The sequence below is a fragment of the Nocardia sp. CA-145437 genome (genome assembly GCF_050956485.1).
Lineage (GTDB): Bacteria > Actinomycetota > Actinomycetes > Mycobacteriales > Mycobacteriaceae > Nocardia.
Genome location: NZ_CP191204.1, coordinates 1807919 through 1821121 on the forward strand (window position 1 = coordinate 1807919; position 13203 = coordinate 1821121).

16 protein-coding genes are annotated in these 13203 nt (G+C 68.8%); 10 read left to right on the top strand and 6 right to left on the bottom strand.

The features are described from left to right. Nucleotides 1-23: 23 nt before the first annotated feature. Complete coding sequence (locus ACQPYY_RS07860; protein WP_433594595.1) at nt 24-575, top strand: helix-turn-helix domain-containing protein; 552 nt, start codon at nt 24-26, stop codon at nt 573-575. A 30-nt stretch (nt 576-605) separates the two neighbouring features. Here the strand turns inward: ACQPYY_RS07860 and ACQPYY_RS07865 are convergent, their stop codons facing one another. After that, nucleotides 606-977, bottom strand: coding sequence for a hypothetical protein (locus tag ACQPYY_RS07865; protein ID WP_433593264.1), 372 nt, complete (start codon nt 975-977; stop codon nt 606-608). Nucleotides 978-1029: 52 nt separating this feature from the next. Here ACQPYY_RS07865 and ACQPYY_RS07870 point away from each other — a divergent pair, with 52 nt between their 5' ends. Beyond that, nucleotides 1030-1485 carry a MarR family winged helix-turn-helix transcriptional regulator gene (locus ACQPYY_RS07870; protein WP_433593265.1) on the top strand — a complete coding sequence of 152 codons (456 nt, stop codon included), beginning with the start codon at nt 1030-1032 and terminating at the stop codon, nt 1483-1485. A 3-nt stretch (nt 1486-1488) separates the two neighbouring features. On the opposite strand, the gene ACQPYY_RS07875 is transcribed toward ACQPYY_RS07870, so the two are convergent. Continuing rightward, on the bottom strand, nt 1489-2217 hold the full coding sequence (locus tag ACQPYY_RS07875) for an HNH endonuclease (protein ID WP_357279914.1): 729 nt from the start codon (nt 2215-2217) through the stop codon (nt 1489-1491). A 260-nt stretch (nt 2218-2477) separates the two neighbouring features. Between ACQPYY_RS07875 and ACQPYY_RS07880 the strand changes: the two genes are divergently transcribed. The 5 genes from ACQPYY_RS07880 to ACQPYY_RS07900 all read left to right on the top strand — a co-directional run bounded on the left by ACQPYY_RS07880 (nt 2478) and on the right by ACQPYY_RS07900 (nt 6019). Next, nucleotides 2478-2882 (top strand): globin, encoded by a 405-nt coding sequence (locus tag ACQPYY_RS07880; protein ID WP_357279911.1) that lies wholly within the window; start codon nt 2478-2480, stop codon nt 2880-2882. Between the two features lie 133 nt (nt 2883-3015). Then, nucleotides 3016-4593, top strand: a complete 1578-nt coding sequence (locus tag ACQPYY_RS07885) for a glycoside hydrolase family 13 protein (RefSeq protein WP_433593266.1) — start codon at nt 3016-3018, stop codon at nt 4591-4593. A 100-nt stretch (nt 4594-4693) separates the two neighbouring features. Next, nucleotides 4694-4972 carry an aa3-type cytochrome oxidase subunit CtaJ gene (gene ctaJ / locus ACQPYY_RS07890; protein WP_357090307.1) on the top strand — a complete coding sequence of 93 codons (279 nt, stop codon included), beginning with the start codon at nt 4694-4696 and terminating at the stop codon, nt 4970-4972. 10 nt (nt 4973-4982) lie between these two features. Further along, on the top strand, nt 4983-5426 hold the full coding sequence (locus tag ACQPYY_RS07895) for a DUF5130 domain-containing protein (protein ID WP_379102151.1): 444 nt from the start codon (nt 4983-4985) through the stop codon (nt 5424-5426). A gap of 179 nt (nt 5427-5605) precedes the next feature. Next, nucleotides 5606-6019, top strand: a complete 414-nt coding sequence (locus tag ACQPYY_RS07900; protein WP_379101141.1) for a helix-turn-helix domain-containing protein — start codon at nt 5606-5608, stop codon at nt 6017-6019. 204 nt (nt 6020-6223) lie between these two features. Here the strand turns inward: ACQPYY_RS07900 and ACQPYY_RS07905 are convergent, their stop codons facing one another. Continuing rightward, nucleotides 6224-6811, bottom strand: a complete 588-nt coding sequence (locus ACQPYY_RS07905; RefSeq protein ID WP_357279904.1) for a ClpP family protease — start codon at nt 6809-6811, stop codon at nt 6224-6226. After that, nucleotides 6808-7410: a ClpP family protease gene (locus ACQPYY_RS07910; RefSeq protein ID WP_379101145.1), complete on the bottom strand. Its 603-nt coding sequence runs from the start codon at nt 7408-7410 to the stop codon at nt 6808-6810. Before ACQPYY_RS07910 ends, ACQPYY_RS07905 begins: the two co-directional genes overlap by 4 nt. A 179-nt stretch (nt 7411-7589) precedes the next feature. Here ACQPYY_RS07910 and ACQPYY_RS07915 point away from each other — a divergent pair, with 179 nt between their 5' ends. After that, on the top strand, nt 7590-7724 hold the full coding sequence (locus tag ACQPYY_RS07915; protein WP_357279899.1) for a hypothetical protein: 135 nt from the start codon (nt 7590-7592) through the stop codon (nt 7722-7724). 87 nt (nt 7725-7811) lie between these two features. On the opposite strand, the gene pepN is transcribed toward ACQPYY_RS07915, so the two are convergent. Beyond that, nucleotides 7812-10403 carry an aminopeptidase N gene (gene pepN / locus ACQPYY_RS07920; RefSeq protein ID WP_433593267.1) on the bottom strand — a complete coding sequence of 864 codons (2592 nt, stop codon included), beginning with the start codon at nt 10401-10403 and terminating at the stop codon, nt 7812-7814. Between the two features lie 142 nt (nt 10404-10545). Between pepN and ACQPYY_RS07925 the strand changes: the two genes are divergently transcribed. Next, nucleotides 10546-11376, top strand: a complete 831-nt coding sequence (locus tag ACQPYY_RS07925; protein WP_433593268.1) for a phosphoribosylaminoimidazolesuccinocarboxamide synthase — start codon at nt 10546-10548, stop codon at nt 11374-11376. Here the strand turns inward: ACQPYY_RS07925 and ACQPYY_RS07930 are convergent. Beyond that, entirely contained in the window at nt 11373-12059 is a 687-nt protein-coding gene (locus ACQPYY_RS07930) for an NAD(P)H oxidoreductase (protein WP_433593269.1), read from the bottom strand. The two genes, ACQPYY_RS07925 and ACQPYY_RS07930, sit on opposite strands and share 4 nt — an antisense overlap. A 116-nt stretch (nt 12060-12175) precedes the next feature. Between ACQPYY_RS07930 and ACQPYY_RS07935 the strand changes: the two genes are divergently transcribed. Continuing rightward, nucleotides 12176-13120: an AraC family transcriptional regulator gene (locus ACQPYY_RS07935; RefSeq protein WP_433593270.1), complete on the top strand. Its 945-nt coding sequence runs from the start codon at nt 12176-12178 to the stop codon at nt 13118-13120. Nucleotides 13121-13203 lie beyond the last annotated feature (83 nt).

Below are 13203 nucleotides of genomic sequence, written 5' to 3' on the forward strand. Positions count from 1 at the left end.
CCTCGGCGTCCTCGCCGGACGCGATGCCCCCGTCTCCGCAGGAGGCGATCGCCGCCGCGCTGCGCCGGGAGCGCGCCCGCTCCGGGCTCTCGCTGACCGAGGTCGCCAAGCGGGCCGGGATCGCGAAATCCACGCTGTCCCAGCTGGAATCGGGCTCCGGCAATCCCAGCATCGAAACCCTGTGGGCGCTGTGCATCGCGCTCGACATCCAGTTCTCGCGGCTGCTGGACCCGCCGACGCCGCAGGTGCAGGTGATTCGCGCGGGCGAGGGCCCGGTGCTCGCCTCGGCCCAATCGGAGTACCGGACCACGCTGCTCGCGGCCTCCCCGCCCGCCGCGCGCCGCGACGTCTATCGCGTCACGGCCGAGCCCGGCCACCCCCGCGACTCGGCGCCGCACTCGCGCGGCGTCGTCGAACACATCGTGCTGTGTGCCGGTCGCGCCAAGGTTGGGCTCGCCGAGGATCCGGTCGAACTCGAACCCGGCGACTACATCTGCTACCCCGGCGATATGCCCCACGTCTTCGAAGCCCTCGAGCCGGGCACCTGGGCGCTGCTGGTCAGCGAATACAGCTGATCATCGAATAGCCCTGTCGCCGCAGGGTTTTCACTGCACCGCCAGCCACCAGGCGGACAGTAGATGCACTGCCGCCAGCCCGGCGCAGGTGGCGGCCATCGGCCAATTGCGCCGTCCCGCACCGATGATCGCGTCCCCGATCTGGGCCAGCCCGGCCACCACCAGGACCGGCGCGAGCCCGTCGCGCGCCCCGGCCGCGAGCAGGATCAGCACCACGATGCTCAGCGGCACCGCCCGAGCCCCGTATCCGTAGGCGAAAAACCTTGTGCCCGCGTTGATCTGGCCGCCCTCCGGCACCGCGAGCGCGGGCCGCGCCATGCCCACCACGCTGGAGATTCCGGAGATCAAGGCGACCGCTCCATTGGCGATGGCGATTCCCGTGTACGCGTCCATATCGTTCACTCCAATAATCATTCACATGCTGAATGGTTCGAGCAGAAGTATCATCGGACGCGTGAACGATGTCAAGAAGTCGACCGGGCTCCCGAAGACCGTCGCGTTCCGCCTCGGCACCGTCGGCGCGGTGGTCGCGGACCGCTTCGCCGCGCGCATCGAGCCGCTCGACCTCAAGCCCAAGCACGCGGGCCTGATGACCGCGCTGAGCCACGGCGAGGCCGCCTCGCAGCAGGAGTTGGCGGGCCGGCTCGGCGTCGCGCCGAGTCTGGTGGTGGCGCTGGCCGATCACCTGGAACGGCTGGGCGCGATCGAACGCGTGCGGGACCCCGCCGATCGCCGGCGGCAGGTGCTCACGCTCACCGAACCGGGGTATGCCCTGCTCGCCGCATGTGAGCAGGCCGCGCGGGAACTCGACGCGGAGCTCACCGCCGGATTGCGGCCCGGCGAGCGCACGGCTCTACAGCGTGCGCTCGGCGTACTGGCCGCCGAAGCCGGGCTGCCGACAGGCGAATGACGGCTAGGCCGCACCCTCGCCCAGGTACTGCAACCACGTCGGGTCCAGTTCGGAGCTGGCCGACAGCAGCCGCCAGTGCGGGCCCTTGGGCGCGACCATCGGATGGTGCAGGGCCCAGCCCAGTTCACTCAGCAGCTTGTCCGCTTTGCGGTGATTGCAGGGCGCGCAGGACGCCACACAGTTCTCCCACGAGTGGGCTCCGCCGCGGCTGCGCGGAATGACGTGATCGATGGTCTCGGCCTTGCCGCCGCAATAGGCGCAGCGGTAGCGGTCGCGATGCATGAGGGCGGCGCGGGTCATGGGTACCCGTGCCCGGTACGGAACGCGCACGTAGTTGCGTAGTCGGATGACCGAGGGGAGCGACACCGAGGTCCCGGCGGAATGCACGACCGGACCCTCCGGATTGTCGTGCACGGTATCGGCCTTGTCGCAGATCAGCAGCACGATGGCGCGGCGCGCGGACAGGGCCGTGAGTGGCTCGTACGTGGCGTTGAGCAGCAGCACGCGGCGTTTGGCCCAGGCGGGAACGGGTGCTGCGGTGGGTGGGTGGTGCGAGTGTTCGCGGTGGTCGCCCGGATGGGCGGGCTCGGGATGAGCGCCCGGATGATGCTCGGCATGAGAATGTTCGGACAGTAAGTGCAGCGGAGTAGCCCCCGACCCACGATTGTGGACATCGGCGGGCTGGAGTTGTCGATGCGTCCGCGCCTCACGGGCGCCGTGCCGCTGCTTCATGGGCCATACCCCGGTTTCGTATTCGTCCGATTGTGTGGTATCTCGGCAGACTGCCACCCAGTTGACCATGGAACGGCGCACAATGCCATCTCTTTCGACACATTGTCAGACACATTCGGATGAACACCGCGTGATAATCGCTGGGACCGGGGTTTCCGGGCGTTGACAGGGCATTTTTCGGTAGCTCACCGGTGTCCTGGGCGGCGCTGATTCCGACCCGGACGGGGTGCGGGCCGGGCCGGACACGGCAGAATGGGGGCGTGACTTCCGGCGAGCAGACTCAGATCTCCTTCTTCGAGGCCGTGGGCGGCCAGGCGACGTTCCATCGGATCGTCGCGGCCTTCTACCGCGAAGTGGCCGCGGATGAGGTGCTGCGGCCGCTGTATCCGGAAGAGGATCTGGGTCCCGCCGAGCGCCGGCTGCGGATGTTCCTGGAGCAGTACTGGGGTGGCCCGCGGACCTACTCCGACGAGCGTGGCCACCCGCGGCTGCGGATGCGGCACCACCCGTTCAAGGTGGGTCCGATCGAGCGGGACGCGTGGCTGCGGGCCATGCACATCGCGGTGGCGGAGATCGAGCCGGAGGTGCTCGACGACGCGCATCGCAAGCAGCTGCTCGACTACTTCGAGATGGCCGCCAATTCGCTCATGAACTCGCCTTTCTGATTCGTACTTCAGAAATCGCAGCGCCCCACGGGGATTCCGGCCGGTCGTGGCTGTCCGCTGATCATTTGCTGAAACTGGACAAGTCCTTCGGACGCGGCCGCGAAGGCCGCTGTGCTTTGGCACCATTACCGCTGTGACGGACAATCTCGCCGAAATCCCCTGGTGGCGGTCGGCCGTGTTCTACCAGGTGTATCCCCGTTCCTTCGCGGACTCCGACGGCGATGGCGTGGGCGATTTAGGCGGATTGCGCGACAAGCTGGGCTATTTGGAGCTGCTCGGCGTGGACGCTCTGTGGATCTGCCCGGTGATGCGCTCGCCCATGGCCGACGGCGGCTACGACGTGTCCGACCCGCGCGACATCGACCCGCTGTTCGGCGGTCAGGCCGCCCTGGACGAGGTCATCGCCGAGGCGCACGACCGGCGCATGCGGGTGACCATGGACCTGGTCCCGAACCACACCAGCGATCAGCACCGGTGGTTCCGGGAGGCGCTGGCGGCCGGGCCGGGCAGCCCGGAGCGGGCGCGCTACTGGTTCCGGGACGGCCGCGGCCCGGATGGCGCACTGCCGCCGAACAATTGGCCGAGCATCTTCGGCGGCCCGGCCTGGACCCGGGTGTACGAACCCGACGGCAGGCCCGGGCAGTGGTATCTGCACATCTTCGCGCCCGAGCAGCCGGACCTGAACTGGGAAAACCAGGAGGTCGCAACCGATTTCGAACAGACCTTGCGGTTTTGGCTGGATCGCGGCGTGGACGGTTTCCGCCTGGATGTCGCGCACGGCATGGCCAAACCCCCGGGCCTGCCGGACATGGAGCGCATCGACACCCGCATGCTGCACCTCGAGGACGACGATCCGCGGTTCAACAACGCGGGGGTGCACGAGATCCACCGGCGCGTGCGCAAGGTGATGGACGAGTATCCGCACGCGGTCGCCATCGGTGAGGTGTGGGTCAACGACAACGCCCGCTTCGGCGAGTACGTGCGCGCCGACGAACTGCACCTGGCCTTCAACTTCCGTCTCGCCCAGACGCCCTTCGATCCGGAACGCATTCGCACGGCCGTGGACAATTCGCTGCACGCGGTGGCGGGCGTCGGCGCGACGCCCACCTGGACGCTGTCCAACCACGACATCGAACGTGAGGTCACCCGCTACGGTGACGGCCCGGTCGGGCAGGCCCGGGCGCGGGCCATGATCATGCTGGAGCTGGCGCTGCCGGGCGCGGTATTCGTCTACAACGGAGCCGAATTGGGCCTGGCCAATGTGGACGATCTGCCGGAGTGGGCGCTGCGCGACCCCACCTGGGAGCGATCCGGTCACACCGTGCGCGGCCGCGACGGCTGCCGGGTGCCGCTGCCCTGGGAGGGTGCGCGGCCGCCGTTCGGGTTCACGACGGGTGAACCGTGGTTGCCGATGCCGCCGGAGTGGGCGGGGGCGAGCGTGGAGCGGCAGCTGGAACGGGTGGATTCCATGCTGTCGCTGTACCGGATGGCGATCGAATTGCGGGCCGTCCGTCCGGAATTCGCCGGGTCGGGTGTCGAATGGTACGGGAGCCCGCCGGGCTGTCTGGCGTTTCGGCGCGCGGGCGGGCTGTTGTGCGTGCTCAATGCGACCGGCTCGCCGATTCTGCTGCCCGCGGGGGAGGTGTTGCTGACCAGCGCTCCGCTGGCCGGTCGCAAACTTCCGGCGAACTCGACTGCCTGGTTGGTCTGATCGGCGAGGTTCCGCCGGTCCGAAAGGTGAATGTCACGACACGGCCGCACTAACCCTTACCGGTCGTAGTAGTCGTGGGGCGATCGACTACCGTTGGGCCGTGAGCATTCTCCAGACAGTGCTGATCTACGTCGGCATCCCGGTCGCGATCTATCTCGCGATCGCCGGATTGTCGTTCCTCGGCAAGCCGCTGCCCGGCGAGAAGCCGGAACACTACGAACTCGGTGCGAAGTGGACCCAGCCTCCGGTGCTGTGGAGCGCGACCGACGAGGTGACCGGGTCCGGCCACCACGACACTGCTGATTCGCATGGACACCATGCGGCTATCGAAACCGCCAACGCGGAGCTGATCGGAGGCCGGGCAAGTGGCAAGTTCTAATTGGCCCGTGGTGAACGAGGCCGACCTGCCCCACGGTTGGGCCCTCACCGCCAGCGGACGCGTCTCCGGCGTGCACGAGGCCGGCGACGTCTTCAAGGAAGCGCCGTTCAGCGACCGTGAGCGGCTGCTCATGGACAATGCCCTCACCGACGCCACCCGCGCCACCAAGGTGCGCTTCAACGTCTACATCGGCGACCTGGGCGCCGACTCCGCCGCCGGCGTGGACGCGCTGTTCCCGGCCACCCCGGAGGCCGCCCGCTCGGTCCTGATCGCGGTGGACCCGAACACCAGCTCCGTCGAGGTCCGCTCCGGCCACGAGATCGCCGAGCGCGCCAACGACCGCGTCTGCCAGCTCGGCGCGACCGCCGCCACCAGCTCCTTCCGCCAGGGTGAGCTGATCGACGGCCTGGTCTCCGCGGTGCGCGTGATGGCCGCCGCCATCGGCCGCGTCTAGCCGGTTCCGATTCGACGAGGGACGCCCGGGGCTCGAGCCCCGGGCGTCCCTCGCGTTCGCTGGGCCTTCGAGTGTTTGCTGGGCCTTCGAGTGTTTTCGGGGCCTTCGAGTGTTGCCGCGGAGTTCGCTCTGAGCAGATCGAGGCGCGACGGTCGGGCCAGGCACTTTACGCTCGGTGTATGTCCGAGCATCCGCGCCTGAAGGCGCTTCCTGGTGGTCTGGATCGAGCAGGCCGGTCGGTTCGGCCCGCGGCATCACCCGCGCCCGTCCGCGAGCGCACGGACCGGGAACCGCTGTGGCGCGAGGCGCTCGGCGAGCGACTGCGCTCGATGCGGCTGGACCTGGGGGAGAAGCTCACCGAAACCGCTGGGCGGGCCGGGATCTCGCCGCAGTACCTCTCCGAGGTCGAGCGCGGCCGCAAGGAACCGTCGAGCGAGATGATCGCCGCGCTGGCCGGAGCCCTCGGCATCAGCGTGGGCGGACTCACCCGCCAGGTCGCCGAGGAGCTGCTGCGGACCCGCCTGGCCCCCGCCGCACCGCCCGCGGTGCCGCACCGCTACGCCGGTCAGGTCATGCTGTCGCTGGCCGCCTGACCCGCGCACCGGCCGCCCGCGCCGCGCCGCCGCGCCGGTCAGCCGTTGCCCGCGCAGCCTCCGGAGATCGTGCACCACAGTTCCGGTGGGCCGCAATTGGTTGTGGATCAAGACAATTCGTGACGGCCGGTTCGGGTCACGGTCTCCTCGCCGAATGGTTCGGAGGCGGGGCTCGCCATCACCACGAGTACGAACCGACGGCTCTCAGCGCGGGCCGAGCAGTTGGTCGGCGAGGCCGTAGGCGATGGCGGTTTCGGCGGTGAAGACACGGTCGCGGTCGGTGTCGCGGCGGAGGGTTTCGGCGGGTTGGCCGGTGTGGGTGGTGAGGATGGCTTCGATCTGGGCGCGCATGCGGACGATTTCGTCGGCTTGGAGGATGAGGTCGGGGATGGTGCCCTGTCCTCGGATCGCGGGCTGGTGCAGGACGATTCGGGAATGCGGGAGCACGTTGCGGCGGCCTTTCGCGCCACCGGCGAGCAGGACCGCGCCGACGGCGATGGCCTGGCCGACGCAGGTGGTCACGACGGGCGACGAGATGTGCTGCATGGTGTCGTAGATGGCGAGCATGGCGGGCAGTTCGCCGCCCTCGCAATTGATATAGAGGTTGATGTCCTGCCCCGGGCTCTCCGCGTCCAGGTGCAGGAGTTGCGCGATGAGGGCGTTGGCGACGCCGGAGTCGATGGGGGTGCCGAGGTAGACGATGCGCTCGCTGAGCAGGTGCGAGTAGACGTCCATGATCCGTTCACCGCGCGGGTCGCGGGTGATGACGTTCGGAATCGTGTAGGTGCTCATGCCGAGATCCCCAGTTTCTGTCGCGCGGGGACCACCTGGTGGAAGGAGTCCACGATGTGGTCGATGAAGCCGTAGTCGCGGGCCTGTTCCGCGGTGAACCAGCGGTCGTGGAGCGAGTCCTCGAAGATCTGGTCGTAGGGCTGGCCGGTGTCCTCGGCGATCAGGCCGAGCACGGTCTGCACCGTGTAGCGCAGGTCGTCGGCCTGGACCTCCACCTCGACGGCGCTGCCGCCGATGCCCGCCGAGCCCTGATGCATGAGGATGCGGGCGTGCGGCAGGGCGTAGCGGTGGCCGGGGGTGCCCGCCGAGAGCAGGAATTGTCCCGCGCTGCACGACAATCCGAGCGCCAGCGTCGACACCGGGCACGGCACCAGGCGCATCACGTCGCGGATGGCGAGCATGGCCGGCACCGAGCCGCCGGGCGAGTGGATCCACAGCGAGATCCCCGCCTCCGGGTCCTCCGCCGCCAGCGTCAGTAGCTGGGTCATCAGCAGCGTGCCGTTGTCGTCGTCGAGCCCGCCGTCCAGCACCAGGACCCGCCGGGCGAAGAGTTGTTCTCTGGTGCTCCAGTTGAACATCGGAGTCTTGTTGTCTGCCATGCCTTCACGGTGCCGCAGTCGGCCCCTGGAAGTCGTGCCCTGCTGCTGTGGGCAGATCCGCTCTGAGCAGCGGGAATTCGCGCCCCCGGGATCGGGGGCACCGGTTCGGAGGTCTTCGGATCGAGGGTTGCAAGGCCCTAATCTGCTGAAGGGTTGGGAAATTCGAGAGAGGACACCGCATGACCTTCGTCGCCACCTCCACCGGCAGTGATGTCGGCAGCCTGGCCGCCGCCCTGTTGAAGCTGCTGGGCATCACGTCGATGTGCACGATCTCGGCGAACTGGGCCGGGTGCAACCCCGGCCAGGTCTGGTAGAGGGCTGATCCTCCACACGAACGACAGCGCCTCCCGAAGGTTCGGGAGGCGCTGTCGTGTGTGGAAGGTTTTGCGGGGCAGTGCTTTCTAGCCGCGATCGAAGGCGCGGGCGCGCAGCGAGCGTTCGATGCCCGCCTTGCCCTCGACCACCAGGCGGCGCAGCGCCGGCGGGTGGTCGCCGCCGAGGAACTTGTCGGCCACGGCGACGGCTTCCTCGGTGACGGCCCAGTGCGGGTAGAGGCCGACCACGACGGTCTGAGCGACCTCGCTGGAACGGCGCTCCCACACCGAGGCGATATCGGCGAAGTAGCGCTCCACGTACGGGCTGAGCAGCTCGGACTGGCCCGCGGGCGCGAAGCCCGCGACGATGGCGCGCGCGGTGATGTTGGGCACCGAGTCGTCACCCATGACGGTGTCCCACGCCGATTCCTTGACCGCCGCCTGCGGGCGGGCGGTGGACGCGGCGGCGGCCTGCCGGCGGCCCGCGGCGGTGTCGTCGCGGGCGAGTTCGGAGTCGATGACCGGGGTTTCGACGCCGTCGGAGTCGATGGCTCCGGCGGCGGCCAGCGCCTGGGTGATCCGCCAGCGCAGGTCGGTGTCGACGGTCAGGCCGGGCAGGTCCACGCCTTCCGGGTCGCCCGCGCGCAGCTGGCGCAGCACCTGGATGTGCTGCTCGGACAGCAGCGCACCGGTGAGCGCGTTGACGAACGCCAGCTGGTGGTCCGAGCCCGCACCGGCGGCGCGGGCCAGTTCCAGCAGCCGGTCGGCGTAGGCGGGCCAGCCCTCGGCGCGCGCCCACTCCGGGTCGGCGTAGGCGCTGAGTGCGGTGCTCGCCTGCATGAGAAGCCGCTGCACGACACCGATCTCGGTTTCCGCGCCGACGCCGCGCTGCACCAGCGCCACGAAGTCGCGGGCCTTCATCTCGGCCTGGCGGGTCATCTCCCAGGCCGCGGACCAGGCCAGGGTGCGGGGCAGCGGTTCGGCGATGTCGGCGATGCGCGCTACCACGGTGTCGAGCGAGTCGGCGTCGAGGCGGACCGAGCAGTAGGTGAGGTCGTCGTCGTTGACCAGCACCAGCGTGCCGCGGCCGACGCCGATCAGCTCGGGCACGTCGGTGCGCTCGGCGGCGTCCACGTCGAGCTCGACGCGCTTGGTGCGCACCAGCTTTCCGTCCTGGTCGTCGTAGATGCCGATGGCGAGCCGGTGCACACGCCGCTCACCGGCACCGGGCTCCGCGCCGTCCTGCACGACCGTGAAGGAGGTGAAGTTGCCGGCGGCGTCCACGGTGAAGTCGGGGCGCAGGATATTGAGGCCCGTGGTCTTGAGCCACTGCGCGCCCCAGTCGGACAGGTCGCGGCCCGACGCCTTCTCCAGCGCGCCCACCAGATCGTCGAAAGTGGCGTTGCCGTAGGCGTGTTCGGTGAAGTAGTCGCGCAGACCGGCCAGGAACGGCTCCTCGCCGACGTAGGCCACCAGCTGCTTGAGCACGGAAGCGCCCTTGGCGTAGGTGATTCCGTCGAAGTTGACCTCGACGGCGGCCAGGTCGGGGATGTCGGCGGCGATCGGGTGGGTGGAGGGCAGCTGGTCCTGCCGGTACGCCCACGACTTCTCGACATTGGCGAACGTGGTCCAGGCGTTGGTGTATTCGGTCGCGCCGACCTGGCACAGCACCGACGCGAAGGTGGCGAACGACTCGTTCAGCCACAGGTCGTCCCACCACTTCATGGTGACCAGATCGCCGAACCACATGTGCGCCATCTCGTGCAGCACGGTCTCGCAGCGGCGCTCGTAGGACGCGCGGGTCACCTTGGAACGGAAGACGTAGTCCTCGAGGAAGGTGACGGCACCGGCGTTCTCCATGGCGCCCGCGTTGAATTCGGGCACGAACAGCTGGTCGTACTTACCGAAGGCATAGGGCACACCGAAATTGGCGTGGTAGAAGCCGAAGCCCTGCTTGGTCTCGGTGACGAGCCGGTCGTGGTCCATGAACGCGGCCAGCGAGGCGCGGCAGTAGATGCCGAGCGGGATCTCACCGTGCGAATCCTGGTAGGAGTCGGTCCATTTCGCGTACGGCCCGGCGATGAGGGCGACCAGGTAGGTGCTCATGCGCGGGGTGGTGGCGAAGGTGTGGCGGACGACGGCGCCGAGCCGGTGGGTGTCGGTGACGGCCCCGTTGGAGATGACCTCCCAGTCCTCGGGCGCGGTCACGACGATGTCGTAGGTGGCCTTGAGGTCGGGCTGGTCGAAGCAGGCGAACATGCGCTTGCAGTCGGCGGTCTCGAACTGCGAGTACAGGTAGACCTTGTTGTCGGTGGGGTCGACGAAACGGTGCAGGCCCTCACCGGTGTTGGAGTACTCGCCGTCGGCCTCGATCACCAGCTCGTTGTTCGCGGCCAGGTCGGGCAGGGTGAGGCCCTGCTCCTCGTCGTAGCCGCTCACGTCCAGGTCGACGCCGTTGAGCACGGCCGAGCGCAGGCCCGCGCCCACGAAGTCGATGAAGGTCTGCGCACCCGGCGTCGCGGTGAAGGTCACCGTCGCCTTCGAGTGGAACGTCTCACTGCGAGGCGCGTCGGCGCTGGTGGGCTGGCCGGTGAGGTCCAGCTCGACCTTGTAGTTCTCCACCTGGACCGTGGCGGCGCGTTCGATGGCCTGCTCGCGGGTGAGATTCGGTGCGGACAAGGAGGCTCCTTAGCTCTCGGAGAACTGTGCGGCAGTAGCCAGCTTGCCATGCCCGGGGTCGCGCGGTTGGGCGTGTCCGATGCGAGGACGGCCACCCACTAGGCTGGGCGGCGGCAGCTACCGCCCAGCACGAGGAGGACCGTTGAAGCACATCCACGCCGGTAAGGTGCGCGACCTGTACGAGGACGGCGATTCGCTGATCCTGGTCGCATCCGACCGGGTGTCGGTGTACGACGTGGTGCTGCCGACCCCGATCCCGGACAAGGGCGCGCTGCTCACCCAGCTGTCGAACTGGTGGTTCGGCTTCTTCTCCGATGTGCCCAATCACATTCTGTCCACCACCGATGTGCCCGCCGAGTTCGCGGGCCGCGGCGTGCGGGTCAAGCCGCTGAAGATGGTGAAGGTGGAGTGCATCGCGCGCGGCTACCTGACCGGCGGCGGCCTGGCCGAGTACAACCGCACCGGCACCGTGTCCGGCATCGCGCTGCCGCCGGGCCTGCGCGACGGCGACAAGCTGCCCGAACCCATCTTCACCCCCACCACCAAGGCCGACGAGGGCCACGACGAGCCGATCAGCTTCGCCGACGTGGTGAACCAGGAGGGCAAGGAGGTCGCCGAGAAGCTGCGCGACCTGACCCTCGAGATGTATTCGCGCGGCGCCGACCACGCCGCCGCCAACGGTGTCATCATCGCCGACACGAAAATCGAACTCGGCTGGGACGGTGACGTTCTCACCGTCGGCGACGAGGTGCTGACCTCGGACTCCTCCCGCTTCTGGCCCGCCGACGACTATGAGCCGGGCCGGCCGCAGAAGTCGTTCGACAAGCAGTTCGTGCGCGACTGGTCCACCTCCACCGGGTGGAACAAGGAGTACCCGGGCCCGGAGATTCCGGCCGACATCATCGACGTGACCCGCCAGAAGTACAAGCAGGCCTACGAACTCATCACCGGCAACGCCTGGACCGGCGTCTAGGCCGGAACCGCCTCGGCGGCAAGGAAGTTCGTGACGAACTCGTCGGCCCGGCGCTCCAGATCGGCGTACTGGGCCACGCGCTCGGCGCCGACGGTGGCCGGGTCGATGAGCAGTTGCCCGTCGGCGTCGAGCCGCTGACGGCGTTCCTCGGCATCGGGCAGCAGGCCGACACTCGAGTGGGAGAAGCCGCAGTAGTAGGCGATTCCCATATTGAGCTGGCCCTCCAGTGACTGCTGGAGGAAGTCCACGAGCGGGTCGCCCGCGGCCATTCCGGCCAGGCCGAGCCACAGCATGCGCTTGCCCGCCAGGCGAGGCTTGCTGCGGCCGTAGGCGAATCCGTAGTTCCACACCCGGTCGATCCAGCCCTTGAGCAGCGCGGGGACGCTCGCCCAGTAGACAGGGAAGACCGCGATCACCACGTCGGCGGCGAGGATGCGGTCCATGTGCTCGTGGACCTCGGGGGAGTAGAGCTTCTCACGATTGCCCCAGTCCGGCTGGTCGGCCTCGATCATGCGGGGATCGAAGCCCTCGGCCCGCAGGTCCAGCAGATCGACGCGGTAGCCGTCGGATTCCAGCCGGGCGGCCGTGCGGGCGGCGAGGTGCGCGGTCAGGGAATCGGATCGGTGATGAGCGACCACGACCAGCGCGGTGCGGGCGGGCTGATCGATACCGTCGTGCGACAAGGGATTCCTCCTGGATCCGGGTGGTTGTTTGCTGTACTCCCAGTACACCCGCCCGGATGTAGACGATCCATGGGTGAAACGCTCGGCCCGATAGGAATTCGTCTACCCTCGATGGGGTGGATCCTCTGAGTAAGTTGCTGAGCGGAATTCGAGCCGAAGGCGCGGTGGTCACCCACGCGGTGATGCCCGCGCCGTGGACGATCCGCTTCGCCGACCGCGCGCCACTGACGATGATCACCGTCATGCGCGGAGGCGGGACGCTGCTGCTGCCGGACGGTGACAGCCGGACACTCGAGCCAGGCGATACCGCACTGGTGCGCGGCCCGGGTGACTTCCGGCTTGTCTCAGGTGATTTCGACAGTAGCGAGCCCCGGGCGGGCGCTCCCGCTCCGGCCGAGTACGAGATCTCCTGCTTCGCTGCCGATTCCGAGTGCGCGGGTGAGGAACTCGGCGGAATCCACTGGGGCAGTGACGCCGACGCCACCGCCCTGATGGTGGGCGCCTACCGCACCTCCTTCCGCCGCCACGAACGTCTCCTGCGCGCGCTCCCAGCGGTATTGGTGGTCAGGGAGGACTACGAATCCTGCGGCTGGTACGAGTCGGCCGCCGCCTCCGCCGTCCTGCAGAGCGCGGGCTCGCAGGCCATGATGGACCGCCTGCTCGACTGGAGCCTGGTCTGCACCCTGCGCACCTGGTTCGACCAAGCCGGACCCGAAGCGCCGACCTGGTTCCGCGGCCTGGCCGATCCGGTCATCGCCCCCGCGCTGCAATCGATCCACACGACCCCCGGCACACCCTGGACCGTGGCCTCGCTGGCCGCCGAAGCCGGTGTCTCCCGGGCGCTTTTCGCCAAACGCTTCACCGCCGTGATGGGGCAACCGCCGCTGGCCTACCTCACCGAATCGCGGATGGACGAAGCCGAGGAACTCCTCACCGATACCGACCTGACCATCGCCCATATCGCCAAATCGGTCGGCTACGCGGATCCGTTCGGCTTCTCCGCCGCCTTCAAACGCCATCGCGGCGTGAGCCCCACCGCCTTCCGCACGTCCGCCGCCTGAGGCGCGCCGCGACAGAGGCGGCGGCTCCGCGGCCACGTGCGCGGCGCCACCGCGCCGGGATGCGGACCCGCGGCATCGGGTTC